Below are 24,816 nucleotides of genomic sequence, written 5' to 3'. Positions count from 1 at the left end.
GGTCATTGTTCTCCCTCGGGGGCGTTCGCCCCGTCGATGCCCGCGTCACGGGCCAGCACGTCGTCGACGGTCTCGCCTCGGACGATGACCGTCGATCGTCCATCGCGCACGGCGACCACGGGCGGACGCGGTACATGGTTGTAGTTGCTCGCCAACGGCACGCAGTAGGCACCGGTGGTCGGCACGGCGAGCAGGTCGCCGGGCACCAGATCTTCGGGCAGGTATTCGTGGTCGACCACGATGTCGCCGGATTCGCAGTGCTTGCCGACGACCCGGCTGAGTCGAGGCTCACCGGACCCGATGCGCGAGGCGAGGCGCGCCGAGTACTGGGCGCCGTACAGCGCGGGGCGCGCGTTGTCGCTCATGCCGCCGTCGACGCTCACGTATCGGCGCACGGCGCCCGTCGCCACGGTCACGTCCTTGGTGGTGCCGACCTCGTAGATGGTGACGCCCGCGGTGCCGACGATGGCACGACCCGGCTCGAACGACAGGGCGGGAACGGGGATGCCGCGTGCAGCGCAGCCCTCCGCGACCGAGGTGACGATCGCGTCGGCGAGTCCTTCGATCGGAGTCGGGTCGTCCACGCGCGTGTAGGCGATACCGAAGCCACCGCCGAGGTTGAGCTGCGGCACCGGACCGCCTTCGAGCAGGGTGGCGTGCAGGTCGAGCACGCGGGATGCGGACTCGCGGAAGCCGGCGACGCCGAAGATCTGCGAACCGATGTGGCAGTGCAGTCCGGCGAAGACCAGACCCGGGATCTCGCGGATGCGGGCGACGGCGGTCTCGGCCTCCGGGAGCGGGAACCCGAACTTCTGGTCCTCATGAGCCGTGGCGAGGAAGTCGTGGGTCTCGGCGTGCACGCCGCTGATGACGCGGACCAGCACCCGCTGCGTCGCGCCGGTGCGAGCGGTGATCGCCGCGAGCCGTTCGATCTCGATGGCACTGTCGACGATGATCGTCCCGACGCCCACCTCCACGGCACGCTCGAGCTCGGCGACGGACTTGTTGTTGCCGTGGAAGCCCAGCGACCCGGGTGCCACACCGGCCGCGAGGGCGACGGCCAGCTCTCCCCCCGTGCAGACGTCGACGCGCAGACCTTCGTCGACCACCCAGCGCGCGACCGTCGTGCACAGGAACGCCTTGCCCGCGTAGTACACCTGAGCCGTGGTGCCGTTGTCGGCGGCGGCGCGATCGAACGCGAGCCGGAACCGCCGGGCTCGCCCGCGTACCTCTTCTTCATCGAGCACGAGCAGCGGCGTGCCGTAGGTGCGGGCGAGGGCGGTGGCGCTGACACCGGCGATGTCGAGCACACCGTCGCCATCACGGGTCGCGGACGCCGGCCAGACGCCGTCGGCGAGGTCGTTGGCGTCATCGGGCACAGCGAGCCATTCCGGAGCGAGCGAATCGGCAGGGAGAAGCACTGATCACCAATCGTGGGAAGGATCTCGGGCGGGGTCGCGCACATCGAGGTTGACCCGATTCTAGGGCACCGACCGCGTGTCCCTGATCATGGTGACGCGCCGCGTCAAGCCCCTGCAACAGCCTGTCTCAGCCTCCTAGGGTGGGGGCGTGGCGAACACTGAAACGACGAAGGACTCCCCCGCGCGTCCGGGACTGATCCCGCGCATCACCGGACCGATCATCGCGTGGGCACTCGCGCGCCGGCCGGTGCGCGCCGCGCTGCTGTACACCGAGCGCCGCGGGCCGATGCTCGCCGACAGCGTCACCTACCGCGCCCTCTTCAGCGTGTTCGCGGGGGTGCTGCTGGGCTTCTCGATCGCGGCTCTGTGGCTCGCCGGGAACCCGGTGGCGTGGCAGGCGATCATCGACGCCGTGCAGTCGGCCGTGCCCGGGCTCATCGGCGAGGACGGCGTGATCAAGACGAAGGACCTCCAGGCGCCGGCGTCCCTGTCGCTCGCCGGGATCATCTCGCTCATCGCCCTCGTCGGCGCCGCACTCGGCGCCATCGGATCGCTCCGCACGGCCGTGCGGGTGCTCGCGGGCACGGTGCAGGCCGACATCCTCTGGATCTGGGTGATCCTCCGCAACCTCGCGCTGGCCATCGGCATCGGCCTGGCGTTCGTGCTCTCCGCCGCCGTCACCTTCGCCGGGCAGCTGGGCGTCTCGTGGATCGCGGATCTGCTGGGCCTGCCCGCCGACGCACCGGTCGTGGCCTGGACCGTGCGCCTGCTCTCCCTCGTCGTCGTCTTCGCCCTCGACACGGCGATCATCATCGGGGTCTTCCTCCTGCTCTCCGGGGTGCGCCCGTCGGCACGCTCGCTCTGGCCGGGAGCGCTGCTGGGCGCACTGGGCCTGCTGGTCCTGCAGGAGCTGTCCGGACTCTTCGTGGGCGGAGCGACCAGCAACCCGCTTCTCGCATCCTTCGCTTCGTTGCTCGCGCTGCTGATCTGGTTGAACTTCTCGGCGCAGGTGATGCTGTTCGCGTGCGCCTACATCGTGACAGCCGAGGAGGAGAAGTCCGATCGGGTGCACGCCCGCTTCGCGGCGACGACCTTCGTCCAGCGGCGTCTGCAGCGCGCCGAGGTCGACGTCAAGGTCGCCACCGCGGAGCTGCGCGCCGCACAGGAGGCGGCGTCCGCCGAGAAGTCCGCGTAGCCGCATCGCGCCTCGTTGTGACCGAACCGGCTATGTTGGTCACAACGAGAGGACGCCATGGACGCCCGACGCACGGTCATCGATCTTCCGCATGCCGCGGTCTCCGCCCTGGAGTGGCGGCCGGCTGCGGAGACCGGGCTTCCCGTCCTGCTCCTGCACGGCGGCGGTGCCGACAGCGCCGAGCTCTCGTGGGGCGAGGTCGGGCCCGCACTCGCGGACGCGGGGCACCGAGTCATCGCGCCGGATCATCCCGGATTCGGGCACAGCCCCCGGGCCGACTGGCCCCTCACCCAGGAGAGACTCGTGCGGCACGTCGGCGAGCTGGTCGACGCGCTCGGTCTGGGCGAGTACGCGATCGCGGGACTCTCCCTCGGCGGCGGGATGAGCGTCGGGCACTTGCTCGATCAACCCGGCCGGGCTCGGACCGCCATCCTGCTGGGCTGTTACGGCCTGATGCCCCGTCTCGCCGACGGGTTCCGCGGACGGATCACTCAACTGACCTCATTCCTCCTGCTGCGCTCCGGGCTGCTGGCCGCGATGACCCGCTCCTACGCACGGAACCGCCCCGCGATGGAGCGCGGTCTCCGCGACCTGGTGCGCAACCCGCAGGCACGCACCCCCGAGCTCGTCGATGCGGTCCTCGCCGAAGCCGCCGGAGGAACGAGTCTCGAGTCGTTCGGACAATGGCAGCGCGATCAGGTGCTCTGGAATCGGCTGCGAACGGTCTACACGGATCAGCTCGCGGGCATACGCACTCCCACGCTGCTGGTGCACGGCGATCGCGACACCGGAGTTCCCGTCGCTCGCATCGAGACGGCGGCCGCACTTCTGCCTTCCGGATCGCTCCGGCTCGTCCCCGGAGCCGGCCACTGGGTGCAGCGCGACCGACCCGACCTCGTCATCCCCGCGATGCTCGAACAGTTGAGGAGTGCCGGTGCCCCGACCACGGATACCTGACCGACGGGAGCGCATCCTCGATGCGGCCCGAGCGCTCGTGCTCGCGCACGGGTTCGATGCCATGAGCGTCGCCGCGATCGCCGAGGGCGCCGGCATCGCGAAGGGCGCCGTGTACCTGGAGTTCGCCGGCAAGCGCGACATCCTCGACGCGCTGCTGCTGCAGGGCAACCTGCGCATGGCCGATCGGGTCCGAGGCGAACTCGGTGAGCATCCTCGTCTCAGCGATGCCTGTCGCGCGACGGCACGCGCGCTGCTCGACGACCCCCTGATGACCGCTGCCTTCCTCGACGATCAGGGCATCCTCGGCTCCCACGTGATGGAGGAGACCGACGGGCGCTACCGCGAGCGCCATCAGCGGGTCGTCGAGTGGATCCGCGAGCTGCAGGAGCGCGGCCTGATCGTCATGGATGTCGATCCGCGCACGCTCGCTCTGGCGCTGTCGAGCACGACGATCGGGCTGCTCTCGGCGGCGCGGCTGCTCGGACCGCTCGACCCGGCACTGCTGGAGGGCACGATCGACACCATCGGGCGGATGTCCGCGGCCTTCGAGACGGAGAGATGATGCACCTGGAAACCTTCGGGCGCACGGGCGAACCCCCGCTGCTGCTCCTGCACGGCGGTGGCGTGGCCGGGTGGATGTGGGAGCCGATGCGCGCGCACCTGCCTCCTCACGCGAGGGTGCTGGTGCCGGACCTCCCCGGTCACGGCCGCAGCGCGGCGCAGTCGTACGCCTCGCATCGCGCGACGGTCGACCTGCTCGCGCGCATCCTCGAGAAGGAGGGACGCCCGGCCACCGTCGTCGGGTTCTCCCTCGGAGCACAACTCGCCGTGCTGCTCGCCGCTGTGCGACCCGAGCTCGTCGAAAGGACCGTGGTGATCAGCGCCCAGGCGCTGCGCCTGCGCATGACCGGACCGACACTGGCTCTGCTCGGCGCGACCGCCGGGCTCGCGAGGAACGAGAGGTTCGCACGGCTGCAGGCGCGGGAGCTCTTCGTGCCGGAGCCTCATCTGGCCGACTACCTCCAGACGTCGTCGTCCCTCTCCCGCGAGACGCTGCTCACCTCGGTCGAGGAGAATCTGCGGTTCGCGCCACCCGCCGGATGGTCGACGTTCCCCGGAGCGGCACTGATCCTGGTCGGGGCAGCGGAGAAGAAGCTCATGAGGCGCTCGGCCGCAGCGCTGCACGCCGCACTCCCCCACAGCACGCTCGAGGTCGTCGACGGATGCGGACACGGCATCCCGCTGCAGCGCCCGGAGTGGCTCGCGCAGCGCATCGAGGAAGCGCGTCGCGGATGACAGTGCCCATCCGAACCGATCAGCGCGGGCAGACGCCCTTGTCCTGCAGCGATGTGTCGGTGACGATCGCCCCGTCCACGTCGATGTCGATCACGGCTGCGCCGTCGACGATCTCCAGTCCGGTGAGGGTGAGCCCGGCCGGCAGCTGATCGGCGATGCACACCCGCTGCGGCCTCGTCAGCCCCTCGCCGAGTGACCCCAGCGTCGAGCCGACCTGGTCGAGGTCGATGTCGAGTCCGCCGATGCTCGCGGCGACCGGCGTGAGCTCCAGGTCCCCTTCCACGGCGCCAGGCGTGAGCGTCAGGGAGAGCGGCACGGCTGCCCCGAACACGGTGATCGAGCCGCTCACCGTCGCATTGGGGGCAGCGAACTCGACCGACTCGACGGGAAGCTCGGTGCCGGTGAGCAGCGAGGTGAATTCCTCCTGATCGATGCGGATGGTTCCCGCAGCTCCCCCCAGATCGCCGCCGCGCAGCGGGACGGCGGTCGCAGTGACGTCGGCCGCGCCCGTGATCCCCTCCAGCGTCACCGAGTCCGTCGACAGGTGCAGCGTGTCCAGGGACCCGCTGATGAGCTGCGGGAGCAGCAGTCCCTCCGTCTCCACCTCGAGCTGCTGGTCCGCAGGGAGATCCAGCTGCTCGATGACGATCGACCGCACGGTCCCGGGGAGGACCGCGCGGGCGATGAACTCGGCGGCGACCACCAGCAGCGCCAGAACGACCACCACGATCAGCAGCACCCACGGCCAGCGGCGGCGCTTCCGCGGCGCGGGAGCGGCCTGCTGACCGGCGGCGTTCCCCGGGATCACGAGCGTCGGATGCTCGGCCGAGGCGTCCGGATACGGCAGGGTGTGGTTGTCGTCGCTCATGCCTGCCATCCTGCCGTACCCGACCGGATGGCAGCGCTCATCACATGCGCTCGGGCGCACTCACTCCGAGCAGATCGAGGCCGTTGCGGAACACCTGACCGGCGGCGTCGTTCAGCCACAGACGCGTGCGGTGCACACTCTCGATCGGGTCGTCACCCTGGGGGATCACACGGCAGTTGTCGTACCAGCGGTGGTAGAGCCCTGCGAGCTCCTCGAGGTAGCGGGCGACGCGGTGCGGCTCGCGGACCTCGGCGGCGAACGCGACGATGCGGGGGAACTCCTGCAGCGCTCCCAACAGAGCGGCCTCGGACTCATGCGTGAGCGTCTCCGGGGCGAACTCCGAGCGGTCGACGCCCGAATCGGCCGCGTTCCGCCCGACGTTGTGCGTGCGGGCGTGGGCGTACTGCACGTAGAAGACGGGGTTGTCGTTCGTGCGCTTCTGCAGCAGCTCCGGATCCAGGTCGAGCGGCGAGTCGGCGGGCGACCGCTCCAGCGAGTACCGCAGCGCGTCGGTGCCCAGCCAGTCGAGCAGGTCGTCCATCTCGATGATGTTGCCCGCCCGCTTGCTGAGGCGTGCGCCGTTGATCGACACCATCTGCCCGATCAGCACCTGGACGTTCTTCTCCGGGTCTTCACCCGCGGCACCGGCGACCGCCTTCAGGCGGTGCACGTAGCCGTGGTGGTCGGCCCCGAGGAGGTAGATCTTGTTCTGGAAGCCACGATCGCCCTTGTTCAGGTAGTACGCGGCATCGGCGGCGAAGTACGTGTACTCGCCGTTCGATCGACGGATCACACGATCCTTGTCGTCGCCGAAGTCGGTCGTGCGCACCCAGACGGCGCCCTCCTCGTCGAAGACGTGTCCCTGCTCGCGCAGACGGTCGACGGCCTGGTCGATCAGGCTCATGCCCGATGCGTCCTTCGCGTGCAGCGTGCGCTCGGAGAACCAGACGTCGAACGGCACGTTGAACCGCTCGAGCGAACTCTTAATCTCGGCGAGTTGGAACTCATACGCGAGCTCCATCGCGACGCTCAGCTGCTCGGCGTCGGGAAGCTGCAGCAGGTCGGGACGCGACTCGAGTACCCGACCGGCGAGCGTCGCGATGTACGCACCGGGGTAGCCGCCCTCGGGAGTCGGCTCGCCCTTGGCAGCCGCGAGCACGGAGACGGCGAAGCGGTCCATCTGCGCTCCGGCGTCGTTGATGTAGTACTCACGCACCGCATGCGCCCCGCTGGCGAGGAGCAGACGCACGATCGAGTCGCCGAGCGCCGCCCAGCGGGTGTGCGCGATGTGCAGCGGCCCGGTCGGGTTGGCCGAGACGAACTCGACGTTCACGCTGACGCCGGCCTGCGACGCGTTGGTTCCGTAGGCGGTGCCGGCATCGACGATGACCTTCGCCAGCGCACCCGCGGCGGCGGCGTCCAGACGGATGTTGATGAACCCGGGACCGGCGACCTCGGTGCTCGCGATGCCGTCGACGGCGGCGAGGCCGTCGGCGATCTGCTGCGCGAGCTCACGCGGGTTCGTGCCGAAGGGCTTCGCGAGCCGCATGGCGATGTTCGATGCCCAGTCGCCGTGATCGCGGTTGCGCGGACGCTCCAGCACGATGTCGGCCGCGGAGACCCCGAGAGGCTCACCGGGGCGTCGTTCCTCGGCGATCGGAGCGAGGACGGCGAGGACAGCGGCAGCGAGGGTTTCGGGGTTCATAGCCTCCCCAGTTTACGGGTCGGGGACGGGCCATCCGACGGCGCGGGGCGCGCGGAATTCGCAATCGGCGCGCAGTGATCTACTCTCATCCCATGAAGGCCCCCGCCACCCGTCGTCGACTGCGCACCGCAGGGGTCGCCATCGCCCTCGTCCTCGCCGCCGCGGCAGGCGTCTTGGGCATGTGGCGGCCGTGGACAGCAGCACCCTCCGCAGCGCCCGTCGGAGCCCCGGTCGCGGCGGCCGGTGCGGCCTCCGAGGCGGTCGCACCCGCGCCGCTCGCCCTGCCCGATCACCCCACCGTGCTCGTGTTCGGAGATTCGTGGACCTACGGCTCGGCCGCGACCGATCCGACGCTCGGCTATGCGTACGTCCTGGCCGACCTGATCGGCGGCGAGACCATCGTCGACGGCGTCCGCGGGAGCGGGTACCTGAAGCCCGGACTCGACGGCCCGGCCTTCGGGGAGCGCATCGCAGCACTCGACCCCACACTCGCACCTGACCTCGTGATCATCCAGGGCTCGATCAACGACCGGGCTCAGGGCGTCGAGGGCTACCGCGAGGCCGTGACCGCCGCCTGGGACGCCCTGTCCGCGACCTACCCGGATGCCGTCATCGTCGTGCTGGGACCGGCGCCGCACGAACTGCCGGTCGGCGCCGCGACCGCGCGGATCGACGCTGACCTCGGGGAGCTCGCCGGAGCCCGCGGCTGGTGGTACATCTCCCCCATCGCTCAGAACTGGATCACCGAGCAGAACTACCTCGACGTGATCGACGTCGAGGTCGGGCGCAAGCATCCGTCCACCGACGGGCACCGGTATCTGGCCGAGAAGCTCGCCTCCGCGCTCGAAGAGCTGCGCGCCGCACCGGTCACCGAAGCCGGTGAGTCGGAGACGACCCCCGACGAGTGATATTGTCGATCGGTACGCCTCCGTAGCTCAGTGGATAGAGCGCCGGTTTCCGGTACCGTAGGTCGCAGGTTCGACTCCTGTCGGGGGCACTAGAAAACACTGGCGAGTCTGGGATTTTCCGGACTTCCCAATAGCCAAAACTGTAGCCACCTCACTTTTGTGAGGTGGCTACGTTTGTCTCGGCGTGTCGTCTCAGACTTCGTCCATCCATGCTTCCTGGGGCGGCTCGCTGCTGCGATACCCGCAGACGATGGCGCCTTCCGGGATCGGTCCGTCGTAGATCTCGATGAACTCTTCGGGGCGTACGGGGTGCGCCGTGACGAGCTGACGTCCGTCCTTGCGCACCCGAACCTCTTCGTTCATGCTGCAGTCCTCCGCGTCCGCTGCTGCGCCCGATTCGCTGCACGATCCCTGACGGCCCGTGCCGTCATCGGGTGCGCCCTGATCCCCTCATCTGACGCCGCTGCACGATCCAGCAGCTGGTAGTACCTGACTTCGGAGATCGAGAGTCGATGGCGTATCTCCGCGACCTTGTCCGGTGTGTGGCGCGGCCAACAGGACTCGAAGGCGAGGAGGTCGACCGGGGTCACCAAAACGAACTCCACCCGCTGGCGTACGCCTCACGGAGCGCGACGTACTCGTTCCCCGTCAACTGCTCTTCGATACCGAGGGCATCAGCTACCTGTCTCCCGGAATAGAGGCGCACGCCCTTCGCCCCCTGGTGTTCGTCCTCGGCATGGTCCATCCCCAGGCTCGCAGCGCGCTGGATAGGTGTTTCTGTCGTCATAGGTGGAGAGCCTGCCACTGACCACCGACAGCGATGTCAGACGTCGCGACATAGAATCGAACCTCTCGGCCGGAGGAAGGAACGACCGGCTATGGGGAACCCTGGGGCGACGCTCTCCGCGTATCGTGACATGCAGTCTCAGGCGCGATCGATCCTCGAGGCCGCGAAGCACGGCCCGCTGCAGTCGCTCACCGCGCGCGAGATGGATATGCGTGAGCAGCCGATGACGATCTACCCGCGACCGAGACGCGTCCGCGCGTGGGTCCGGTTCGGGCCGGAGTCGGTGCGTGTCGACGCGAAGCTCGTCCGCTCCACGCCACTCGCCGCCGGCATCGAGTTTCGCGCCGAGGACCAGACCTTCCGCTGCTGGGTGTGGGGCAACGCCGTGCAGCTGAGCGACGAAGAGCCTTGAGCGCTCGGATCAGAGGGCGTCGGCAGCGACGTCGTCAAGGAATCCTGTGATGGCGTCGCACGCTCCCGCGGCGTCCCGCGATCGGATGGAAGCGCCGATGACTGCGGTCAGCGTCGCGGCGGCATCCCAATCGAACGCCCGATCCGAGAGCAGCCAGTAGCGATGAACGTGGGCGCAGGTCTGACTGACGATGCTGGTGCGTTCCGGGCTTGCGTCACCTTTCGAGCAGCTCACCGCTAGCTCTTCCAGAGCGTCCCCGAAAGATGCCACGTCCCGGCTGGCTATCGTCGCCGCCATCTGGGCTGCGAGGTCGCTCAGGGCTGCAACCTCCTCCTCGCCTGCTCTCGGTAGGAACCGGCGAACGGCGCCCGTCCACACATCCGTGAGGACGTCGACCGCCTTGCGCGTGCTCTCTCCGTCCACCGAAGCCACTCGCGAATACGAGTTGCGATACACCTCTACGAGCCCTTCGCGGGCGAGCAGATCCAACGCGACCTGGACGGGTGCCCTTGAGGTGCCGAAAGCCTTGGCAGTCTCGTAGACGCCGAGCACCGACCCTGGCTCCAACTCACCGCCGATGATTGCCGCCCGGAGCCGCGCATACGCGCTCTCCCCGAGACGAGTCCGATCCACCGGGCCACCCGACAGCGCCATATCTTCCTTCTCCGTTCCACGAATGCGTCAGCGCCGTGGCGCTCGACGACCAGACGGAGAACGAGTTGGCCTTCCGCTCCGCACAGCTTTCGCATGTACTCGGCGGAAGGCCTCAGCTCGGTGAACGGGACCTCCCCCGAACCGCGCTACCGCGTAACCGCGCTGACCTCGCACGATACGACAGCGCCGTCTGGCTGTCTATAGCCGTGGACCGTCGAGCGCTCACGAGACGCCTTCACACTCGTCGCCACGAGGTGTACGTTGGCCGTGCCGAGAACCCCGGACCTCCCCCTGACGTGCCGGGGTTCTCGCGTGCGTCGGCGGCCTAGGCTGGTCTGATGCTCATCGGACTCATCCGCCCCATCGAGACGCACACGATCACCCTCAAGGGTGAAGAGCTCGCAGAGGTTCGCGCGCAGCTCGTCGCGCAGGCGCCCGAAGGCTGGGAGCTCGTCTCCGCGATCCCGACCATGACGAACGGAACCCCGGTGCGATCGGTCGAGGGCAAGTTCGAGCGCCGCGACGGTGAACGTGAGATCGAGGCTGACGACATGGCAGCGCTCGAGGCCCAGGTCCCCGAGGGCTGGCAGATGCTCTCCGTGCGAACGGTGTAGCAGGAACGCGGACCGGGCTAGCATGACACCATGACCAACGAGATGCCGGCGCGGACGTTCATCAACGCGTTCGGCATTCTGTTCGGGGCGATGTTCCTCGGGATGGCAGCCCAGTTCCTGATCGCCCCCGAGCAGCGGGCCTGGGGCCTCTACGAGATCGTGGGAATCGCCGCGGGAGTTATCGGCGCTACCACCTACGCCGTCATCGTGTTCCGCGGGGCGAAGCCCGACCGCGACCCGCGCTAGGATCGCCGAGTGCGACAGAAACAAGCGGTGCCCGACGCCGGGCTCCGCGGCCTTGGGCCGCGAACATGGCTCATGGCCGGGCTCGCCGGGCTGTCCACGTTCGACCCCACTCTGGTGATGGCGGCGGGCCCGTTCGTCGCGCTCCTCGTCTACCTGTTTGGTCGACCTCTTTCACTCAAGGTGACGGCGACCGTGCTGCTCTCTTTCGCCCTGGCCTGTTGGGTCATCGCCTCCAACATGTGGACCGTCAATCCGCTGTCCACGCTGAGCACCCTCACATGGGCATCCCTGCTCATCATGTTCGTCTTCATGCTGGACTTCATCCAGACCAGGCGGCAGTTGCGAGCCGTAGCTATCGGATACCTCGCAGGTGCCTTCACCGCGGTCGTTCGGATCATGTTCGAGAATCCGGACGCCATCTTCAGCGAGACCGTCGAGCGCTCCAGCCTCGGCGACCTGAACGAGAACTACCTCGGCTACGCCTTCGCCGCCGGCTTCGCGTTGATCGTGCTCCTCCTGGCCACGGCCCCGAAGCGAACGATCCGCACATACGTGGCGCTCGGCACGACCACGGTAGCTATCCTCATCGGCGTCGAGCTCACCGGCACCAGAGGCGCGTACCTCGGTCTGGCATGCGTGCTCCTTTGGCTCCTCGCATGGAAGATGTTCCGGCTTCGGAGCGTCCGCCTCGTGGTCATCGTCTTCGTGACCGTCGCCGCGCTCATCGTCACAGGGATTGCCGATCAGGCGTCGCTGGCATTCGAGTCCGGTGATCGCGCAACCGGCGACTGGTCAGGCCGCCTGAAGCTGTGGCCCATCGCACGCGAGCTGTGGGCCGACAATCCAGTTGTTGGATATGGCGCAGGATCATTCCGCGTCCTCGGCGGCTACGAAATCTCCGCTCACAACTTCCTGCTGGAAACCGGGGTCAATCTCGGCGGCATCGGAGTGCTACTCCTGCTCGGTATCTACTGGTCGTCGCTGCGTTCCGGCTCCAGAGATGTCGAGCCTCGCCAGCGCGCGCTACTCATCGGGTCGTTCCTCGCCGCCAGCGCCCCCGCATACCTCACGGGTGTCTGGGAGCTCGCTCCCGCCGCATGGATCGTTCTTGCGATCTTCGCCCGCCTCAACGCACTAACGACCCCCGCTTTCCCGGAAGTGATTCCAGGAAAGCGGGGGTCAATGAGCGGCATTGCCAGCTAGAGAAGCGTCGCCTCGTACGTTCCGTACACCTCGAGGGTGTCACCCGAGGCCCATGCCGCAGGCGTGGTTGCGGTCATCGCGACGCCTTGGCCATTGGCGCCCATCGCATTGATGAGCACGGCGCTGCCGCCGATGGCGGAGATCCGCGGGAAGAGCCGAAATGAACCGACGCCGTTGCGGACGCCCACGGCCTCGAACATGCCGCGCGATTGCGGCACTGCGTCCGTTGGCAGGGACACTGTCGGCGAGGCACTGCCGAAGGTGCTGGTAGATCCAAAGGTGATGAGCACGCGTTCGTGAATGGTGCGACCGATGCGCGTGTAGGACGCGACGATCGTTCCGTTTCCGATGGCCCAACCTGTGCCGCCGAGCGTGGGGTTGAACCCCTTCCAGAGGCCGAACGGTGTGCCCGGCTCCCCCGGGTCGATGACGACCCGGCCCGTGCCCGTACCCGAGACGTTGTTTGTGCGGCCGCTGATGCGCGTACGAGATCCGTTGTCGACGATCGCGCCGGCCGCACCCTGCCACCCGAAGTTCTCAATCTCGTTCTCCGACGCGCCAGCGTCGATCTGGATGATGTCCCCGACGTCGTTGATGAACGGCGAGTCGACCTTGTTCCCCATGCCGGAGATGATCATTGCCTGTTGGCCGATGTTCTCGAAGTACGGGTTGTAGAACGCTGTCTTGGTGCCCGCCGAGCGCACTGCGACGCCCGAGTCAGACTGAAAGATGGGCGACAGGAACGTGTTGGCGTAGCAGCCAATGGCGATGCGGACCCCGTCGCCGCACCACTGGATGTCGAGGCCAGTGAACACATTGTGGTTCACGGCCGCGACGAACTCGATCGCGAGCTGACAGCCTCGGAAAGTCCACCCGTCGAACACGCCCTCGTTGACATAGGCCAGCTGCGCCCCGGTCGCGAAGTTACCGATGGCGACGTTGCGGATCTTCGGATTCACGGTCGACTTGATCGGGCTGATGCCACCGATCTGAACACCGACTGCGGCGCCGGAGCCGGGCCCGATCAGCGTCAGGTCGAGCAGGCCACCCTCGGTTACCTCTGTCGGGTCGACGATCGTGATCGCTGTTCCCGTCGCGGCGGTCGATCGGAGAACAGCGCCTCCGAAGTTCGCGTCGTCCAACCATCCCGGCGTACCGAAGACGGAGTATCGGTCCCGGTAGGTCGAACGCCCGACCCCGAACAGCAGCTGTCCAGCGTCCAGGCGCAGAGTCGTGAACTTGTAGACGCCGGCAGGGACATAGATCTGCCCGTTCGGGTTCGCGTCAATGATCGCCTGCATCGCCACGGTTGAATCCGTCACGCCGGTCGGGTCGATGCCCGGTCCGGCCATGGTCACGCTTGAGACGTAACGCCTCATCAGTGCTGTGGCCGTCTCCGAATCGTCGGCACCGATATACGTTGCGATAGCTTCGTCGTTCTCGATTGCGCCCGGTCCCGGAAGACCGCGCGAGACCCGGAAGTGCGCGCCACGATTGTTCTCGGGCCCGATCATCTCGACGCTGGCTGGCTGGTCCGCCGGAACCGTCTCCACGGTCGCGTACGCGAGGGTGCCGGTGAGGCCCTTGTCGCCCTTCGCGCCCTTGAACGTTCCGAGCTGTGTGACTCCTGCTGGAAGCGCCATGTCTACTCCTTGATCCCCCACGCATTCGGTGGCGTCGTGTCGATGTAAAGGCCAGCGGGTGAGCCAGCGGGCCACGGCGGCCCGATCCAGACGGCGAGCAGGGAGCCGCCGTTCATGCCGCCGACGTTGCCGCCGCCGGCGACGGCGGTGAACTTCCACGCCTCAGTGCCGTGCCAGATCTTGGTGAGGTCGTCGGCGAGCTCGAATCGGCCGACTTCGATGATGTAGTCCACGCCCGTCGCGCCGCCCGAGGCGGGGGTAAGGTCGCCAGAAGGGATCAACGTCGCGGAGTAGACGCCCCCTGTTGCAGAGACCTGCACCCGAACGTCGGATACGAGCCCGTCTGGGCCGAAAGCTGAGACTGCAGGGCGCACCGTGACCTCGGGCATCCACGACGTAAGCACACCGAGGCCGATATCGGTGAGAGACCAGGTGTACGCGTACGTCCTGGCCATCACTCCCCCTTGGAGTCTTCAGAGCTCGTCAGGTGCGCCCGCCACTGCCGACGCGTCATGCCGATCCGTTCACCGTCGACGCTCGTGTATGCGACCGCGCCAGACGGAGCGGAGCCCGCGCCGAACCTACGCAACCACTCGTCAACAGCGGGGATCGCCATCACACGGGCGACTGCGGCGCTGAGGCCCGCGAGAACTGCGATCGCGCCCGTGACCCACGCGACGACGGGTCCAGGGAGAACATCCTGGATGGCGGTGAGGATCTGCGGTGCGACGACCACTGTCGCCGCAAGGACGGCGGCGGCGGCCACGACGACCTGGACGGCCGTGCGGATTGCCCGCTGGAGCGGGAACCAGATCTTGTTCATGGGGTTACTCCTGTCGTTGTGAGCACGCAGACGATCGCCTGCTGTTGCTGAGCGACCTCGCTCTCGGACTGGGACACCGAGATCCACGCGACGGTCGCGGTGAAGCCGTCCGGGCAGGTGGGCCCGGCAGGTCCAGCCGGCCCTTGAGGACCGGTGACTCCCGCTGGTCCCGCCGGCCCTGCGGCACCGGCCGGACCGGAGGGGCCGGCGGGACCAGGAACCGACGAGTCGGCACCAGGCGTCCCTGCCGGGCCTGCCTCGCCTGCCGGGGCCGTGCAGGTGCCCGCCGCGAAGCAGCGGGTGATCCCGTCGAGGATCTGCTGTCCAGACGGGCCGGGACCACGCGCGCCGACAGGCCCGGGAACTCCTGCGACACCGGCCGGGCCGGGTTCGCCTGGCACGGCTTCTGGTGCGCCCTGGGCGACGTCGGCCGGCTCCGGAGCTTCAGGCTCCTCGCCCGTCGAAGCGGTGAACTCGTCATAGAGACTCACGTATTCGTCCTGCCAGTGCAGGGCCTGGTCGCGCCATGAGTCGCCGCGCGACCGCTCGAGCAGCCATGCCGTGCCGAGGGTGCCAGCGACGACGATCAGCAGGATCGTGAATAGAGCCGTCAGGCGTCGGCGCTCACGCACAGACGCTTTCAGCAGAGCTTCGGTGTCAGTCATGCTTCTCCTCCGCGAGGATTCCGGTTCGGACGGGCCACGGCGGGTACTCGCCTCGTTCGACGCCGCTCATGAGTTGCGACTCGCGCCGCTCCCATGCGACGTCGCGCCGCTGATGCCAGACGAGTAGAGGCTCGAGCCGATCGACACGGCCCTCGAGAGACTCGATGCGTTCCTGCTGCTGGTCGATCATCTGGTGCTCGAGTGAGCCCTTCGCGGGGATGAGTCTCAGCAGCCCGGAGAGGAGCGCGCCGATCGCAATCCCAACGACGCCGAGGATCGCTGCCCCCGACGGTCCGTTGAGAAGCTCCACGGCTCAGACGGTTGCCTTGGAACCCGAAAGAAGGTTCTCGTAGACCTTGTCCGAGACAGTCACGAACTCGGCCGCTCCCCTGCCCTCGAGCGACCGGTAGACGGCGTTCTCGGCGGGAGTGATCTCGCGGGTTCGCCCCGACGGAAGAAGCCGCCCCTTGGCGAGCTGCGGGTTCGCACGCTGGATGATGATGATCATGTCTTCTTCCTCTTCTTCCTTCTTCTGGGGTGCCGGTGCGACGGACGATCCGCCACCGGATGCAGGCGCGGGGATGGCGATCTGCTGGTCGAAGATCGCTTCCGACCAGCCGAGGTAGGGTCGACCGATCTGCGCCTGGCGCTGAGCGATCGTGCAGACGCCGACGACGCCGTATCGCGGGTAGTCGGTCGCGACGACCTTGCCGCCGCCGAGACTGATGACGACGTCGCCCGCGGCGGATCCGGCCTTCGCGCCGAACCACACGGGGACGCCGGCAGGCGGGTTCCGGTCGCCGGGGTGTCGGCGCTCGGTCTTGTTCCATGCTTCGAGCGCAGTTCCTGCGTGGCGGCCGGTCGATGCGCCCTGCGCCTTGTACGCCTGCCAGACGTAGTGAAGGCAGGCGCCATGGTGCGCGAGCGCTCCCTGGGCGCCCAGCCAAGCCGCCGCAGCTGCCCCGTTGATCTTCGTCATCACGACTCCTCTTCCATGAACTCGTCGGCTGGGATTTCTTCCTCAAGCAAGAAGTCGCCGCCGAAACGCTCGGCCTTGACCAGCCAGAACACTTCGCGACCGGGCTCGCCGTACACCGTGAATCGCCCGTCCGTGACGTCGTCCGCGCCGACCAGGAATGGGCGGCCAACGGGTGTCAGCTGGACCGTGCGTCCTTCGGGCTTGTTCAGTCCCTCGAAGTAGTCCGGGAGCTCGATGGTCGCCGCCCCGTCATCGCCGAACCGAGCTCGGCCGGTGTACTCGGTCCCCGAAACGGGCGACTCCGTCGACCCGTGTCGCAGCCACACGCCCGCCTTGGTCGGGTGCGGCATCTTGAAGTTCTTCGACCCCTGAACGTTGAGATCTCCGACGACGTCGAGATGGTTCTCCGCGTACACCGACCCGGTGAAACGGATGCCCGCACCTTCGATGTACACGATCCCCGAGGAAATGATCTGCCCTGACGCAGCGCCCGTCTTCCGGATGATCATGTTTCCGACGACGATTCGACCGCTTCCCAGGGCGAGATCATCGTTCATCGTTACCGTGTTGTTCAGCGTGGTAGCGCCGGTCACGTTCAGGCTGCCCGAAATCGTTGTCGCGCCGCCGATGGTTGCGTTGCCCGACGTCGCGAAGTTCCCCTGGACACCTGTCGGCCCGCGAAAGTACACGTTCCCTGTCCAGTCGAGAACGCCGGAGCCTTCAAGGCGGCCGCTGACGGTCTGGGTGCCGGTGACGGCGAGACCGCCGCCTTCGATCCGAATCCAGCCGCCATCGTAGACGCGGATGCCGGCTCGACCGATCGACGCGTTCTGCAACGTAGCCTTCGCAACGCGCTTGACCTCGCGCATGAGCGCCTGAACGCTCATCCCTTCACCCGGGTGATCGACGCCCATCACGCACCCCCCGTCGGCTGAACGCTGATCTTCTTCTGGTCGGACTGATCGCCACTGACCTTTACGACGCGCCGGTTGTACCAGCCATCAATGACCCAGGGGTCGCCATCGAAATGGAGACGAGCCGTGTCGCCCACGTCGACCGGGGTGTCTGCCGAGACGCTGAAATCCCACTGCACAGTCGGCGACCCATACGACACAAGATCCTGCGCCGACAAGGACGAGAGCTGAGCCACGTTCGAGATGTGCTTCGTGTTCGTCACCCGGTCCAGAAGCGGATAGGGCGACGCCACATTGCGCTCCGAGCGCACGAGCATGTCAACTTCGGACCCCTCACCGATATACCGGGCATTGTTCGTCACCCGGGCCGCATCGGACGTCTCACTGAACCCCGTTACGGGTGAGTTCTTCGCAGACACAACGAACTCGCGAACAGCGCCAGACGACCAATCGGACGCCGCCTGGAACAACCAGTCAGCCTGACCGCCAGACCACCGGGGGCGGAAGTAGATATCCAGCCCCTCAGCGAGAAGGTCAGCGAGAACATCGCCGACCGTCTCGACGTTGTACCCGTAGTACGTGCGGGTCACAGAAGGGCCGGCATACCCGCCGGGGAGCGTGAGCGGGAGACCCATCGCGGGCAATGCTGGCCCATTTCGCCCGCGTTCGATGGCTGAAGCCGCCTGGTACGCGCGGTTACCGACTACAGTCTCCTTCCACAGCTCAACGTTCCCAGCCGTGTGATCCCAGGCCCCGCGACGGTTGAACAACGCCCAAATGTCTGCGAGCTTCACCGTCAGCGTCTGCGAACCACGGGTGTACGTCGATCCCTGCGAGTACCCGATGTACTCCACCGCACCATCACGCTCAATCAACATGAGCCGTGACCACGGAGAAGCCAACGACCGAACCTGCGCTTTCGAGATCGTCCCGTCAAGCGGGATCGTCACCGAGCCGCCCGAGTCGCCCGCAGACAGCAACCGCGAGTACGAGTACGCCGACACGGGGATCCGATCAATCGGCGCACCCGTGATCGCATTGCAAACGTGAACCAGGAGCATCGCCACAGCGCCTCCTAAATGAACGTGTCCGTGACCCGCTGCACCAGCGTGCGGGAACCGCTGATTGTCGCCGTCACCCCAGGAAGACCCGGAGGAACATCCCACGGCTGATACACCGCGATCGCGTTGATCTGGCGGATGCCGTTCAAGAACAGCCCCCCGGTAGCGAAGTCGATCTCATGCGCAGCGTTCGGCGCCGCTGAGACCGTGACGATGCGACCGTTCGCTCCCGTCACCGTGTACGGACCGCTGCCGGCGCCAACAAGCAGTCGAGGAGTTGCGGGGAAGCTGCCGTGATTCAATGCGGGCTGGCCGCCCGCGAAATCACGTTGCTCCCCGTAAAGCCGGGGGTCGGGTGCCCAGAACTGAATCTGGAACTCCGCAAGCCTCGGATCAACGCCGAGCACATCGAAGTCGATCGACGAAAGGCCCACGTTCGCCCACTGCGATCCAGTTCCCCCGTCAATCGTGAGCTTGCTCCACCCGCCATCTGCGCAGATCCCGCGCACATGGTTCTCGAGAGCTTCCATCTCGAAGGAATGGGCGCGCTTGGCGACCCCTTCGAATGTGAAGACCTGTCCTTCGCGGTACCCCTGAGTCCCGAAGGAACCGTGCGCCAACGGACGAGAAATGTCCTCTCGACGCACGGCCGAGGATCGCTTGTACCCACCGGGGTTGATCATCAAGAACCGGTCGAAGTCCCGCGGCACCGCTTCGAGCTCGACACCTTCGATTCGGGCGCTACGAAACATCACGCCCTCCTCATCAAGTAGTCAAGGCGATCGCCTGCGATTCGACCGATCGTCTCTTCAGACATGCCGGGCTGTGGGTACACGTTCACCGTGCCCCCCCCCTTCCCGCCGCCGTTGAGCTGGCCGAGAACCTGCGGAGACAACGGCACAACCATCTCGTCGTACCGGCCTTCGCCGATGTTTGCGATGATCCCGCCCGTGCGAGCCTTGACCAGCGCACCATCCTCGAGTTGAGGGATGTGGGGGATGCTGAGCCCGAACGTCTGCCCGCCGACCATCGGCACCCAGTCGGGGATGTCGATGCTGATCGAGTTCAGTCCGTCGATCACGGAGTTGATCAGGCCGATGAGTCCGTTGATGGGACCGCGCACGACGTCGAGTACAGCCTGGAAAGCGGCTCCGATGAAGTCGGCGATCCCGGTGAACACGTTGTGGATGGTGTCGCCGATGAACTGGATGGCGGCACCGATCGCGGCGCCGACTGGGGCAATGATGTTCTCGTAGATCCAGGTGAAAGCTTCGCCCAGCGCCGCGAACACGGGCTGAATGATCGTCTCCCACAACCATGTGAAGATCGCTCCCCACGCCTGGAAGTACAGGATGATGCCGTCGATGATCGGCACGATCACGTTCTCGTAGATCCACGTGAAGACCTCACCGATAGCGGCGAAGACCGGCGACAGCACCGTCTCCCACAGCCATGTGATGAGAGCAGCCCACAGGCCGATGTACATCATGATCCCGGTGACGACCGGCATGATGATGTTCTCGTACACCCAGGTGAAGACCTCACCAATCGCTTGGAAGATCGGCTGGATCACGTTCTCCCACGCAGCCGTGAAGAACCCAGAGATGTTCGCCCATGCCTCGCCGAGGAACTGGGTGAAGTTCGCCCAGATCTCCTGGCCGAGTTCGGTCTGCGTGAAGAACCACACGAGGCCCGCGACAAGCGCGCCAATGGCGGTCACGATCAGCATGATCGGGTTCGCGTTCATGACCACGTTGAAGGCCGCCTGGATCGCTACAGCCGCCTTCGTCGCTGCGCTCCACAAGCCGATCGCGGCCTGCCACGCCCCGAAGGCGAGTGCAGCGCCCACGACGGCTGCGGCAAGTGGCCCGAGCCAGGTGACGTTGTCCTGGACCCATCCGACGACCGCGGAGCCAGCGTTGAAGATTCCCACGAGCGTGTCAACCAGCATCGGCCCGTAGTCGGCGACGAACGTGCCGATGGCTGCGCCGATGTCCTTCGCGCCGATCTCCCATTCTTTGAAGACTGAGGTGACGCCGGCGACGCCGTCTTTGAGTTGGGGGAAGATTCCCGTGATCAGTCCCTCGCCGATGCGGCTGACCGAGGCCATCATGTTGTCGATCAGGCCCGGGAGGGTGGTTCCCATTTCGGCAGCGACGGTTCCGGATGCGGAGCTCATCGCCGACTCGAACTGCGCGAACCCGATCTCGCCCGCCGAAGCCAGTTTGAAGACCTCGTCGGCGGTGACGCCCATCTGATCCGCGAGCGCCTGGTAGATCGGGATTCCGCGGTCTGCGACCTGCTGCAGTACGTCGTTCTGGGCTTTGCCCAGCGACGCGACCTTGTTATAGATCGACCCCATGTCGGAGAGGTCCACCCCAGCGGCTGCAGCAGCGTTGGCGACGGAGGTCAGGACCCTCTCGAGTTCTGCACCTGGCGCGATCCCCGCGGCGACGGCACCAGCTGCAGTGGTTGCGGCAGCGTCGAGACCGAAGGACGTTCCCTGGACGGCCGCGAGGGCGTTGCCCATGATCGTTTCGACGGCCTTCGTATCGTTGCCCAGACCGCGTAGCTTTGCCTGGGCCTCGTCGATCTTCATCGCGCGAGAGAATCCGCCGGCGACGGAGATTCCGGTGAAGGCGGCTACGGCTCCCGCGGCCGCGAAACCGACGCCCTTGGCGAGTCCCCCGAGCTTGTTGAGTACCCCGGAGCCCTTTTTCTCGGTCTCCTGGAACGCGCCGTTGAGATCCTTCTCGATCGCGCGCTTGACCCCGGAGGTCGTGGGTACGATCTCGACGAACAGTGCCGCTTCTGCCACGGGGACTCCTCCTTACGGAATGTCCCCGCGGCAACAGGGTCTAGAACATGGCTGCGAGCCTCGCGCGACGCGCATCACGCTCAGGCGACGCGTCGGGAGACGTTGTGGAGTACGTGGGTGGTTTCCCTGCCCACGGACGGGGGAATCGCTTGTACTGCGCGTTCTTCCCGCGTTGCGCGTTCATCTCGCGTTCGTGGATGTCCCAGGCGGCGATTTCTGCGGGTGATGGCACGTACTTGTGACCCTGGATCGCGGCGACCGTGGTCGATGATCGGTCACGTATGACTCCGCCCACGTATGCCCAGATCTCGTTCCAGGTGAGCGTGCCGTCTTCGAGCTTCGAGTACTCGATTCCGATCTTCGCGAGATCGTGCCGTAGCTCCCCCGGGTGGTGCCGCATGATCGGCACGATGATCGCTGAGCGGTGGTCGAAGATCACGGATTTCGCCGCCCACAGTCGCACAAACGCTGTGAAGGCGTCAGTGTCAAGCGCATGTACGTGTTCATGGAGCGCGGGGTGTGCCGCGAGAACATCCCACAGGTGGAGCCAGCGTTCGTCACGTTCCTCGGACCACTCGTAGTCGCCCTCGAGCAGGGCGACCGCGTGAGAGACGCCTATAGGGCAGTCGCGCTCACCGAGAAGGGGCAGTGTGCTCACGAGACTTCTTGCCCCACTGCTTGAAGATCTCTGCGATGTCGTCGCCACCGAGACGCGCGATCACACGCACAGCGTCGGGGTAGGTGTCCGCGAGAGTGTCGATGAGTCGGGTCCATGCGGTCAGCTTCTGCTGCGAGGTGCCCGTCCGCCGAGAGGACTCGAACTGTCCGAACGCGGAGGTGATACCGAAGGGCACGCCTGGCGTGCCGAGGACGGGAAGATCGAACTTCCCGATCCCGACGATGTTGAACGTGATCAGCTCGACCTTCGCTGCAGTGGATGGAGTGATCTGGACTTCGTTGGGGTCAAGCTCTTCAGCCATGGTTCGGCAACCTTTCAGTGATTCGGCAACCTGAGGATGTGTCCGGGGGTGGCGGGGTTGCCGCTCCACCACCCCCGGGGCTTGTTCACGACCGGGCGAAGGTCTTCACGGTGGAGGTCCCACCCGAAGTCGTGACGGTGATGTTCGCTGCGCCGGCTGCACCGCCGGGCATGACAGCGACGATGGACGTGTCGGAGAGGATCTGGAACGATGCCTCTGCGGTTCCGAACTTGACCGACGTGGCGCCGGTGAACCCGGTACCGGTGATGATGACGTTGCCTGCCGCTGCCTGCTCGGTCGCAGGTACGGTCGTGGTGATCGTGGGCACGGCAGGCGGCGTCTCGATCAGCGTGGTGTCCCACTGGCGGACCTGGTAGCCGAGGATCGGGTCCCGGAACGCGCGGAGCGTCATCCCGAGGGCGTTGATCGCCGTGGCACCGAACTGGACTGCCTCACGGTCAGCGACCTTCACCCGCGGGTAGTGGGTGATGATGACGTCGTTGCCGGAGATGCCGACCGTCACGAGGTCACGGAACGTGTTCACCGATGCCTTCGTGAGCGTGAACGACCCTGTCGCCGGGTCCACCACCGTGTCGAAGTACGCCTCGGTGAGGGTGCGGGATCGCTGGATGCCGGAGAACGCGACAGCCCAGGTTCCGGGGCCGTCCTGGTCGATGACGACGTCCTCGTTGTGTGCCACGAAGCGCTTGTTGTCACCGGGCTCGGCGGTCAGGGAGAACCCATCTTCGCCGTAGTAGCCGAGGTCGGCACGGATCTTCGCGGCGAGGTCGGAGGTGGGGTCCCAGTCGGGGCCGGTAGGTGCGGAGATTCCGTAGGCGCCGAGCAGGATTCGACCATCCTGCACCAGGCGCACGTCGGTCGGGTTGATGGTCCGGCCGTTTTCGATGAGTGCAGCGGTCATGTGCCAGCTACCTTCCTGTGTCAGTGAGTGACCCACCCGGCAACTGGTGGCATTCCCCCGTGGTTACGGGAGTCGGTGGGCGACCACCAGGACGGTGGCCGTGTAGTAGTAGTGGCCGGCCTCATCACGGTTCTCCGTGGGGCCAGCGTTGAGCTCAGTTCGAACAACGGGGTCTCCGTTGCGGACGGCAGAGTCGATTGCGTACGCGGTGTCTGTGCAGAGCTCGAACGCGTCGTCCTTCGCGGTCACGCTGTTCGTGTACGCCCAGCAGTCGACGGTGACGAGATACTGCCTCGAGACGGGTGTCTCAAGACGCGATGGTGCGACGCTGACAACAACCTGGCGTGCGAGCTTTTCGTCTCGCTCCGCGGACACCCGATCTGCAGTGACGGATGCCCGGACGGTGTTGATGACCCAGCGCCGAACGTGAGGCCATTTGGAAGCGAACTCTGCCATGCCTCACCCCTAGATCTGCACGCGGGCGAGAGCCGCCCTGAGTTCCTGTTGCTTGTCGCGCCGTCGCCCGTCTGTCGACTGATCCACGATCCAGACAGACAAGCGCCCCGCGGCACCGTACCCACGCGATACGAACACCTCCTGGCCAGGGCCAGCGGCACGCTGTGCGGCGTCAACGAGTGCCTTCTCGACGCCGCTCCCGCTCGTGTCGAGCAGGAGGCTTTCTCGGATTGCCTTGTGGTTCTGGCGGGCTTCGGTGGGGTGACCTTCGGGGTTGCGGAGCATCGGGAACTTCACGTTCACCTTCATGGCGAACTCCCGTCACTTGGCGGTGCGGATGGCGAATTGGATCGCCCAGGTGTCTTGGCGGAGCCACATGCCGATCTCGCCGTCGATCTCGTACTCGACGCCGCGGACGCTTGCCCGATCGCTCGAGGTGATGTCCGGGCGAACGGGGAGGTCTCGCGCGTAGACGGTCCCGCCGGTGATGACGGTGTTTTTCCCGACCTCGAGTGCTTCGGACGGGTTCGAGGGTGCGAACTTCGCGGACAGGGTGATGTGATCGGCCCAGTCCGCGCCTACGGGGTCACCGTCGGGGTTGAGGACGTCGACCGCGCGACGGATGATGACGGGTTCGTACCGAGGGGTCATTGCCGGAACCCTGATCGTATGGAGAACGAGCGGAGCTTGTTCTTGGGTGCGCCGGGGAGCCAGGAGAGGTCGTTGTCGGAGAAGTAGAACTCGCTCGACGACAACGACGAGTCGACCGTCTCAGACCCGGTGTCGGAGAACGGGCCGTCGGTGGTGGTGATGGAGCGCTGCCTCAGTCCCTTCGGGTTCAGCAGTACTCGACGGATCGACGCGACGACCGCGTTCTTCGCGGCCTCGGTCAGCAGCTCATCGCCAGCGATGTACTGGTCGACGTCGATGCCGCGTTTGCGTCCGATCAGTCGGAGGTTATTGGAAGCGATGACGAGCCAGGCTTCGACTCGTTCCTCCTCCGCGGTGGAGAGTTCCCCCCACACGGCGATGACATCATCAGCGGTGGCAAATGGTGTGAGCGCCATGTGGAGGGTCCTCTCTGCTTACTCGACGGGGATGCCGGCCTCAGCCAGCGCGTCGCGGATCTCGGATGCCTTCGCGTCCGTCTCGACCTCGAAACCCTTCGTGAGCGCGTACGCGGCCCACGCCTTGGCGGACGATCCCGGGCCCTTCACGGGAGGGACGCCCGACTCGTCTTCGGACTCGTCTTCGGACTCGTCTTCGGACTCGTCTTCGGACTCGTCTTC

General features: G+C 66.6%; 32 protein-coding genes and 1 tRNA gene. 10 read left to right on the top strand and 23 right to left on the bottom strand.

What is annotated here, in order from left to right:
* Positions 1-2 precede the first annotated feature (2 nt).
* Positions 3-1,421: a diaminopimelate decarboxylase gene (lysA, locus tag DW298_RS14790; protein WP_136043232.1), complete on the bottom strand. Its 1,419-nt coding sequence runs from the start codon at positions 1,419-1,421 to the stop codon at positions 3-5.
* Between the two features lie 148 nt (positions 1,422-1,569).
* Here lysA and DW298_RS14785 point away from each other — a divergent pair, with 148 nt between their 5' ends.
* Genes DW298_RS14785 through DW298_RS14770 form a run of 4 tightly spaced genes read left to right on the top strand, consistent with a single transcriptional unit; the run spans position 1,570 to position 4,869 of the window.
* Positions 1,570-2,616 (top strand): YihY/virulence factor BrkB family protein, encoded by a 1,047-nt coding sequence (locus DW298_RS14785; RefSeq protein WP_136043231.1) that lies wholly within the window; start codon positions 1,570-1,572, stop codon positions 2,614-2,616.
* A 57-nt stretch (positions 2,617-2,673) separates the two neighbouring features.
* Positions 2,674-3,573: an alpha/beta hydrolase gene (locus tag DW298_RS14780; RefSeq protein ID WP_136043230.1), complete on the top strand. Its 900-nt coding sequence runs from the start codon at positions 2,674-2,676 to the stop codon at positions 3,571-3,573.
* Positions 3,551-4,135: a TetR/AcrR family transcriptional regulator gene (locus tag DW298_RS14775; RefSeq protein ID WP_136043229.1), complete on the top strand. Its 585-nt coding sequence runs from the start codon at positions 3,551-3,553 to the stop codon at positions 4,133-4,135. The genes DW298_RS14780 and DW298_RS14775 overlap by 23 nt, the downstream gene beginning before the upstream one ends.
* On the top strand, positions 4,132-4,869 hold the full coding sequence (locus DW298_RS14770) for an alpha/beta hydrolase (RefSeq protein ID WP_240745150.1): 738 nt from the start codon (positions 4,132-4,134) through the stop codon (positions 4,867-4,869). The genes DW298_RS14775 and DW298_RS14770 overlap by 4 nt, the downstream gene beginning before the upstream one ends.
* Before the next feature lie 19 nt (positions 4,870-4,888).
* Here the strand turns inward: DW298_RS14770 and DW298_RS14765 are convergent, their stop codons facing one another.
* Both DW298_RS14765 and argS read right to left on the bottom strand, forming a co-directional pair.
* A complete protein-coding gene (locus tag DW298_RS14765; protein ID WP_136043228.1) occupies positions 4,889-5,737 on the bottom strand; it encodes a DUF2993 domain-containing protein in 849 nt (282 codons plus the stop codon).
* A 40-nt stretch (positions 5,738-5,777) separates the two neighbouring features.
* Positions 5,778-7,442, bottom strand: coding sequence for an arginine--tRNA ligase (gene argS / locus DW298_RS14760; RefSeq protein WP_136043227.1), 1,665 nt, complete (start codon positions 7,440-7,442; stop codon positions 5,778-5,780).
* Positions 7,443-7,534: 92 nt separating this feature from the next.
* Here argS and DW298_RS14755 point away from each other — a divergent pair, with 92 nt between their 5' ends.
* On the top strand, positions 7,535-8,350 hold the full coding sequence (locus tag DW298_RS14755; protein ID WP_240745149.1) for an SGNH/GDSL hydrolase family protein: 816 nt from the start codon (positions 7,535-7,537) through the stop codon (positions 8,348-8,350).
* Between the two features lie 16 nt (positions 8,351-8,366).
* Positions 8,367-8,439: transfer RNA gene (locus DW298_RS14750), tRNA-Arg, on the top strand.
* A 103-nt stretch (positions 8,440-8,542) separates the two neighbouring features.
* Here DW298_RS14750 and DW298_RS19405 read toward each other — a convergent pair.
* On the bottom strand, positions 8,543-8,713 hold the full coding sequence (locus DW298_RS19405) for a hypothetical protein (RefSeq protein WP_168429491.1): 171 nt from the start codon (positions 8,711-8,713) through the stop codon (positions 8,543-8,545).
* Positions 8,714-9,228: 515 nt separating this feature from the next.
* Between DW298_RS19405 and DW298_RS14740 the strand changes: the two genes are divergently transcribed.
* Positions 9,229-9,549: a hypothetical protein gene (locus DW298_RS14740; protein ID WP_240745148.1), complete on the top strand. Its 321-nt coding sequence runs from the start codon at positions 9,229-9,231 to the stop codon at positions 9,547-9,549.
* 9 nt (positions 9,550-9,558) lie between these two features.
* Here the strand turns inward: DW298_RS14740 and DW298_RS14735 are convergent, their stop codons facing one another.
* Positions 9,559-10,203 carry a GntR family transcriptional regulator gene (locus tag DW298_RS14735; RefSeq protein WP_136043225.1) on the bottom strand — a complete coding sequence of 215 codons (645 nt, stop codon included), beginning with the start codon at positions 10,201-10,203 and terminating at the stop codon, positions 9,559-9,561.
* 338 nt (positions 10,204-10,541) lie between these two features.
* Here DW298_RS14735 and DW298_RS14730 point away from each other — a divergent pair, with 338 nt between their 5' ends.
* From DW298_RS14730 to DW298_RS14720, 3 genes are all read left to right on the top strand, one after another.
* Positions 10,542-10,817 (top strand): hypothetical protein, encoded by a 276-nt coding sequence (locus DW298_RS14730; RefSeq protein WP_136043224.1) that lies wholly within the window; start codon positions 10,542-10,544, stop codon positions 10,815-10,817.
* 30 nt (positions 10,818-10,847) lie between these two features.
* Positions 10,848-11,063 carry a hypothetical protein gene (locus DW298_RS14725; RefSeq protein WP_136043223.1) on the top strand — a complete coding sequence of 72 codons (216 nt, stop codon included), beginning with the start codon at positions 10,848-10,850 and terminating at the stop codon, positions 11,061-11,063.
* 72 nt (positions 11,064-11,135) lie between these two features.
* The gene (locus DW298_RS14720; RefSeq protein ID WP_136043222.1) at positions 11,136-12,266 is read left to right on the top strand and encodes an O-antigen ligase family protein; all 1,131 of its coding nucleotides are present in this window, start codon (positions 11,136-11,138) and stop codon (positions 12,264-12,266) included.
* Here the strand turns inward: DW298_RS14720 and DW298_RS14715 are convergent.
* The 18 genes from DW298_RS14715 to DW298_RS19395 all read right to left on the bottom strand — a co-directional run.
* The gene (locus DW298_RS14715) at positions 12,263-13,819 is read right to left on the bottom strand and encodes a hypothetical protein (RefSeq protein ID WP_136043221.1); all 1,557 of its coding nucleotides are present in this window, start codon (positions 13,817-13,819) and stop codon (positions 12,263-12,265) included. The two genes, DW298_RS14720 and DW298_RS14715, sit on opposite strands and share 4 nt — an antisense overlap.
* 92 nt (positions 13,820-13,911) lie before the next feature.
* Positions 13,912-14,364, bottom strand: a complete 453-nt coding sequence (locus tag DW298_RS19400) for a hypothetical protein (protein WP_136057581.1) — start codon at positions 14,362-14,364, stop codon at positions 13,912-13,914.
* A complete protein-coding gene (locus DW298_RS14705; RefSeq protein WP_136043219.1) occupies positions 14,364-14,732 on the bottom strand; it encodes a hypothetical protein in 369 nt (122 codons plus the stop codon). The genes DW298_RS19400 and DW298_RS14705 overlap by 1 nt, the downstream gene beginning before the upstream one ends.
* Positions 14,729-15,397, bottom strand: a complete 669-nt coding sequence (locus tag DW298_RS19540) for a collagen-like protein (protein WP_205820386.1) — start codon at positions 15,395-15,397, stop codon at positions 14,729-14,731. Before DW298_RS19540 ends, DW298_RS14705 begins: the two co-directional genes overlap by 4 nt.
* On the bottom strand, positions 15,390-15,707 hold the full coding sequence (locus DW298_RS14695; protein WP_136043218.1) for a hypothetical protein: 318 nt from the start codon (positions 15,705-15,707) through the stop codon (positions 15,390-15,392). The genes DW298_RS19540 and DW298_RS14695 overlap by 8 nt, the downstream gene beginning before the upstream one ends.
* Positions 15,708-15,710: 3 nt before the next feature.
* Positions 15,711-16,376, bottom strand: coding sequence for a hypothetical protein (locus DW298_RS19535; protein ID WP_205820385.1), 666 nt, complete (start codon positions 16,374-16,376; stop codon positions 15,711-15,713).
* A complete protein-coding gene (locus tag DW298_RS14685) occupies positions 16,376-17,263 on the bottom strand; it encodes a hypothetical protein (protein ID WP_205820384.1) in 888 nt (295 codons plus the stop codon). The genes DW298_RS19535 and DW298_RS14685 overlap by 1 nt, the downstream gene beginning before the upstream one ends.
* 26 nt (positions 17,264-17,289) lie before the next feature.
* Positions 17,290-18,357: a hypothetical protein gene (locus DW298_RS14680; protein ID WP_136043216.1), complete on the bottom strand. Its 1,068-nt coding sequence runs from the start codon at positions 18,355-18,357 to the stop codon at positions 17,290-17,292.
* A gap of 8 nt (positions 18,358-18,365) precedes the next feature.
* A complete protein-coding gene (locus DW298_RS14675; RefSeq protein WP_136043215.1) occupies positions 18,366-19,103 on the bottom strand; it encodes a hypothetical protein in 738 nt (245 codons plus the stop codon).
* On the bottom strand, positions 19,103-21,169 hold the full coding sequence (locus tag DW298_RS14670) for a tape measure protein (RefSeq protein ID WP_136043214.1): 2,067 nt from the start codon (positions 21,167-21,169) through the stop codon (positions 19,103-19,105). The genes DW298_RS14675 and DW298_RS14670 overlap by 1 nt, the downstream gene beginning before the upstream one ends.
* Positions 21,170-21,209: 40 nt before the next feature.
* Positions 21,210-21,827: a hypothetical protein gene (locus DW298_RS14665; protein ID WP_136043213.1), complete on the bottom strand. Its 618-nt coding sequence runs from the start codon at positions 21,825-21,827 to the stop codon at positions 21,210-21,212.
* Positions 21,802-22,149, bottom strand: a complete 348-nt coding sequence (locus tag DW298_RS14660) for a hypothetical protein (protein ID WP_136043212.1) — start codon at positions 22,147-22,149, stop codon at positions 21,802-21,804. The genes DW298_RS14665 and DW298_RS14660 overlap by 26 nt, the downstream gene beginning before the upstream one ends.
* 85 nt (positions 22,150-22,234) lie before the next feature.
* Positions 22,235-23,071 (bottom strand): IPT/TIG domain-containing protein, encoded by an 837-nt coding sequence (locus DW298_RS19530; RefSeq protein ID WP_205820383.1) that lies wholly within the window; start codon positions 23,069-23,071, stop codon positions 22,235-22,237.
* A gap of 63 nt (positions 23,072-23,134) precedes the next feature.
* Positions 23,135-23,527 (bottom strand): hypothetical protein, encoded by a 393-nt coding sequence (locus tag DW298_RS14650; protein ID WP_136043211.1) that lies wholly within the window; start codon positions 23,525-23,527, stop codon positions 23,135-23,137.
* A gap of 9 nt (positions 23,528-23,536) precedes the next feature.
* Entirely contained in the window at positions 23,537-23,836 is a 300-nt protein-coding gene (locus DW298_RS14645; protein ID WP_136043210.1) for a hypothetical protein, read from the bottom strand.
* Between the two features lie 12 nt (positions 23,837-23,848).
* Complete coding sequence (locus tag DW298_RS14640) at positions 23,849-24,178, bottom strand: head-tail adaptor protein (protein WP_136043209.1); 330 nt, start codon at positions 24,176-24,178, stop codon at positions 23,849-23,851.
* Complete coding sequence (locus DW298_RS14635; RefSeq protein WP_136043208.1) at positions 24,175-24,594, bottom strand: Gp19/Gp15/Gp42 family protein; 420 nt, start codon at positions 24,592-24,594, stop codon at positions 24,175-24,177. Before DW298_RS14635 ends, DW298_RS14640 begins: the two co-directional genes overlap by 4 nt.
* Before the next feature lie 18 nt (positions 24,595-24,612).
* Positions 24,613-24,816, bottom strand: a 204-nt coding sequence (locus DW298_RS19395) for a hypothetical protein (RefSeq protein WP_205820382.1), incomplete at its 5' end; no start/stop codon positions are given.

This window comes from Microbacterium sp. A20, assembly GCF_004794515.1.
Lineage (GTDB): Bacteria > Actinomycetota > Actinomycetes > Actinomycetales > Microbacteriaceae > Microbacterium.
Note: the sequence above shows the minus strand (reverse complement) of the source record. Positions and strands in the feature narration are given on the sequence as shown.

Bases quoted from the DNA above. Each gene is read 5' to 3' on its own strand.
- DW298_RS14780 (WP_136043230.1), top strand. From the start codon at position 2,674: ATGGACGCCCGACGCACGGTCATCGATCTTCCGCATGCCGCGGTCTCC.
- DW298_RS14770 (WP_240745150.1), top strand. From the start codon at position 4,132: ATGATGCACCTGGAAACCTTCGGGCGCACGGGCGAACCCCCGCTGCTG.
- DW298_RS14765 (WP_136043228.1), bottom strand. From the start codon at position 5,737: ATGAGCGACGACAACCACACCCTGCCGTATCCGGACGCCTCGGCCGAG.
- argS (WP_136043227.1), bottom strand. From the start codon at position 7,442: ATGAACCCCGAAACCCTCGCTGCCGCTGTCCTCGCCGTCCTCGCTCCG.
- DW298_RS14755 (WP_240745149.1), top strand. From the start codon at position 7,535: ATGAAGGCCCCCGCCACCCGTCGTCGACTGCGCACCGCAGGGGTCGCC.
- DW298_RS19405 (WP_168429491.1), bottom strand. From the start codon at position 8,713: ATGAACGAAGAGGTTCGGGTGCGCAAGGACGGACGTCAGCTCGTCACG.
- DW298_RS14740 (WP_240745148.1), top strand. From the start codon at position 9,229: ATGGGGAACCCTGGGGCGACGCTCTCCGCGTATCGTGACATGCAGTCT.
- DW298_RS14735 (WP_136043225.1), bottom strand. From the start codon at position 10,203: ATGGCGCTGTCGGGTGGCCCGGTGGATCGGACTCGTCTCGGGGAGAGC.
- DW298_RS14730 (WP_136043224.1), top strand. From the start codon at position 10,542: ATGCTCATCGGACTCATCCGCCCCATCGAGACGCACACGATCACCCTC.
- DW298_RS14725 (WP_136043223.1), top strand. From the start codon at position 10,848: ATGACCAACGAGATGCCGGCGCGGACGTTCATCAACGCGTTCGGCATT.
- DW298_RS14720 (WP_136043222.1), top strand. From the start codon at position 11,136: ATGGCCGGGCTCGCCGGGCTGTCCACGTTCGACCCCACTCTGGTGATG.
- DW298_RS19400 (WP_136057581.1), bottom strand. From the start codon at position 14,364: ATGGCCAGGACGTACGCGTACACCTGGTCTCTCACCGATATCGGCCTC.
- DW298_RS14705 (WP_136043219.1), bottom strand. From the start codon at position 14,732: ATGAACAAGATCTGGTTCCCGCTCCAGCGGGCAATCCGCACGGCCGTC.
- DW298_RS19540 (WP_205820386.1), bottom strand. From the start codon at position 15,397: ATGACTGACACCGAAGCTCTGCTGAAAGCGTCTGTGCGTGAGCGCCGA.
- DW298_RS19535 (WP_205820385.1), bottom strand. From the start codon at position 16,376: ATGACGAAGATCAACGGGGCAGCTGCGGCGGCTTGGCTGGGCGCCCAG.
- DW298_RS14685 (WP_205820384.1), bottom strand. From the start codon at position 17,263: ATGAGCGTTCAGGCGCTCATGCGCGAGGTCAAGCGCGTTGCGAAGGCT.
- DW298_RS14675 (WP_136043215.1), bottom strand. From the start codon at position 19,103: ATGTTTCGTAGCGCCCGAATCGAAGGTGTCGAGCTCGAAGCGGTGCCG.
- DW298_RS14660 (WP_136043212.1), bottom strand. From the start codon at position 22,149: ATGGCTGAAGAGCTTGACCCCAACGAAGTCCAGATCACTCCATCCACT.
- DW298_RS19530 (WP_205820383.1), bottom strand. From the start codon at position 23,071: ATGACCGCTGCACTCATCGAAAACGGCCGGACCATCAACCCGACCGAC.
- DW298_RS14650 (WP_136043211.1), bottom strand. From the start codon at position 23,527: ATGGCAGAGTTCGCTTCCAAATGGCCTCACGTTCGGCGCTGGGTCATC.
- DW298_RS14645 (WP_136043210.1), bottom strand. From the start codon at position 23,836: ATGAAGGTGAACGTGAAGTTCCCGATGCTCCGCAACCCCGAAGGTCAC.
- DW298_RS14640 (WP_136043209.1), bottom strand. From the start codon at position 24,178: ATGACCCCTCGGTACGAACCCGTCATCATCCGTCGCGCGGTCGACGTC.
- DW298_RS14635 (WP_136043208.1), bottom strand. From the start codon at position 24,594: ATGGCGCTCACACCATTTGCCACCGCTGATGATGTCATCGCCGTGTGG.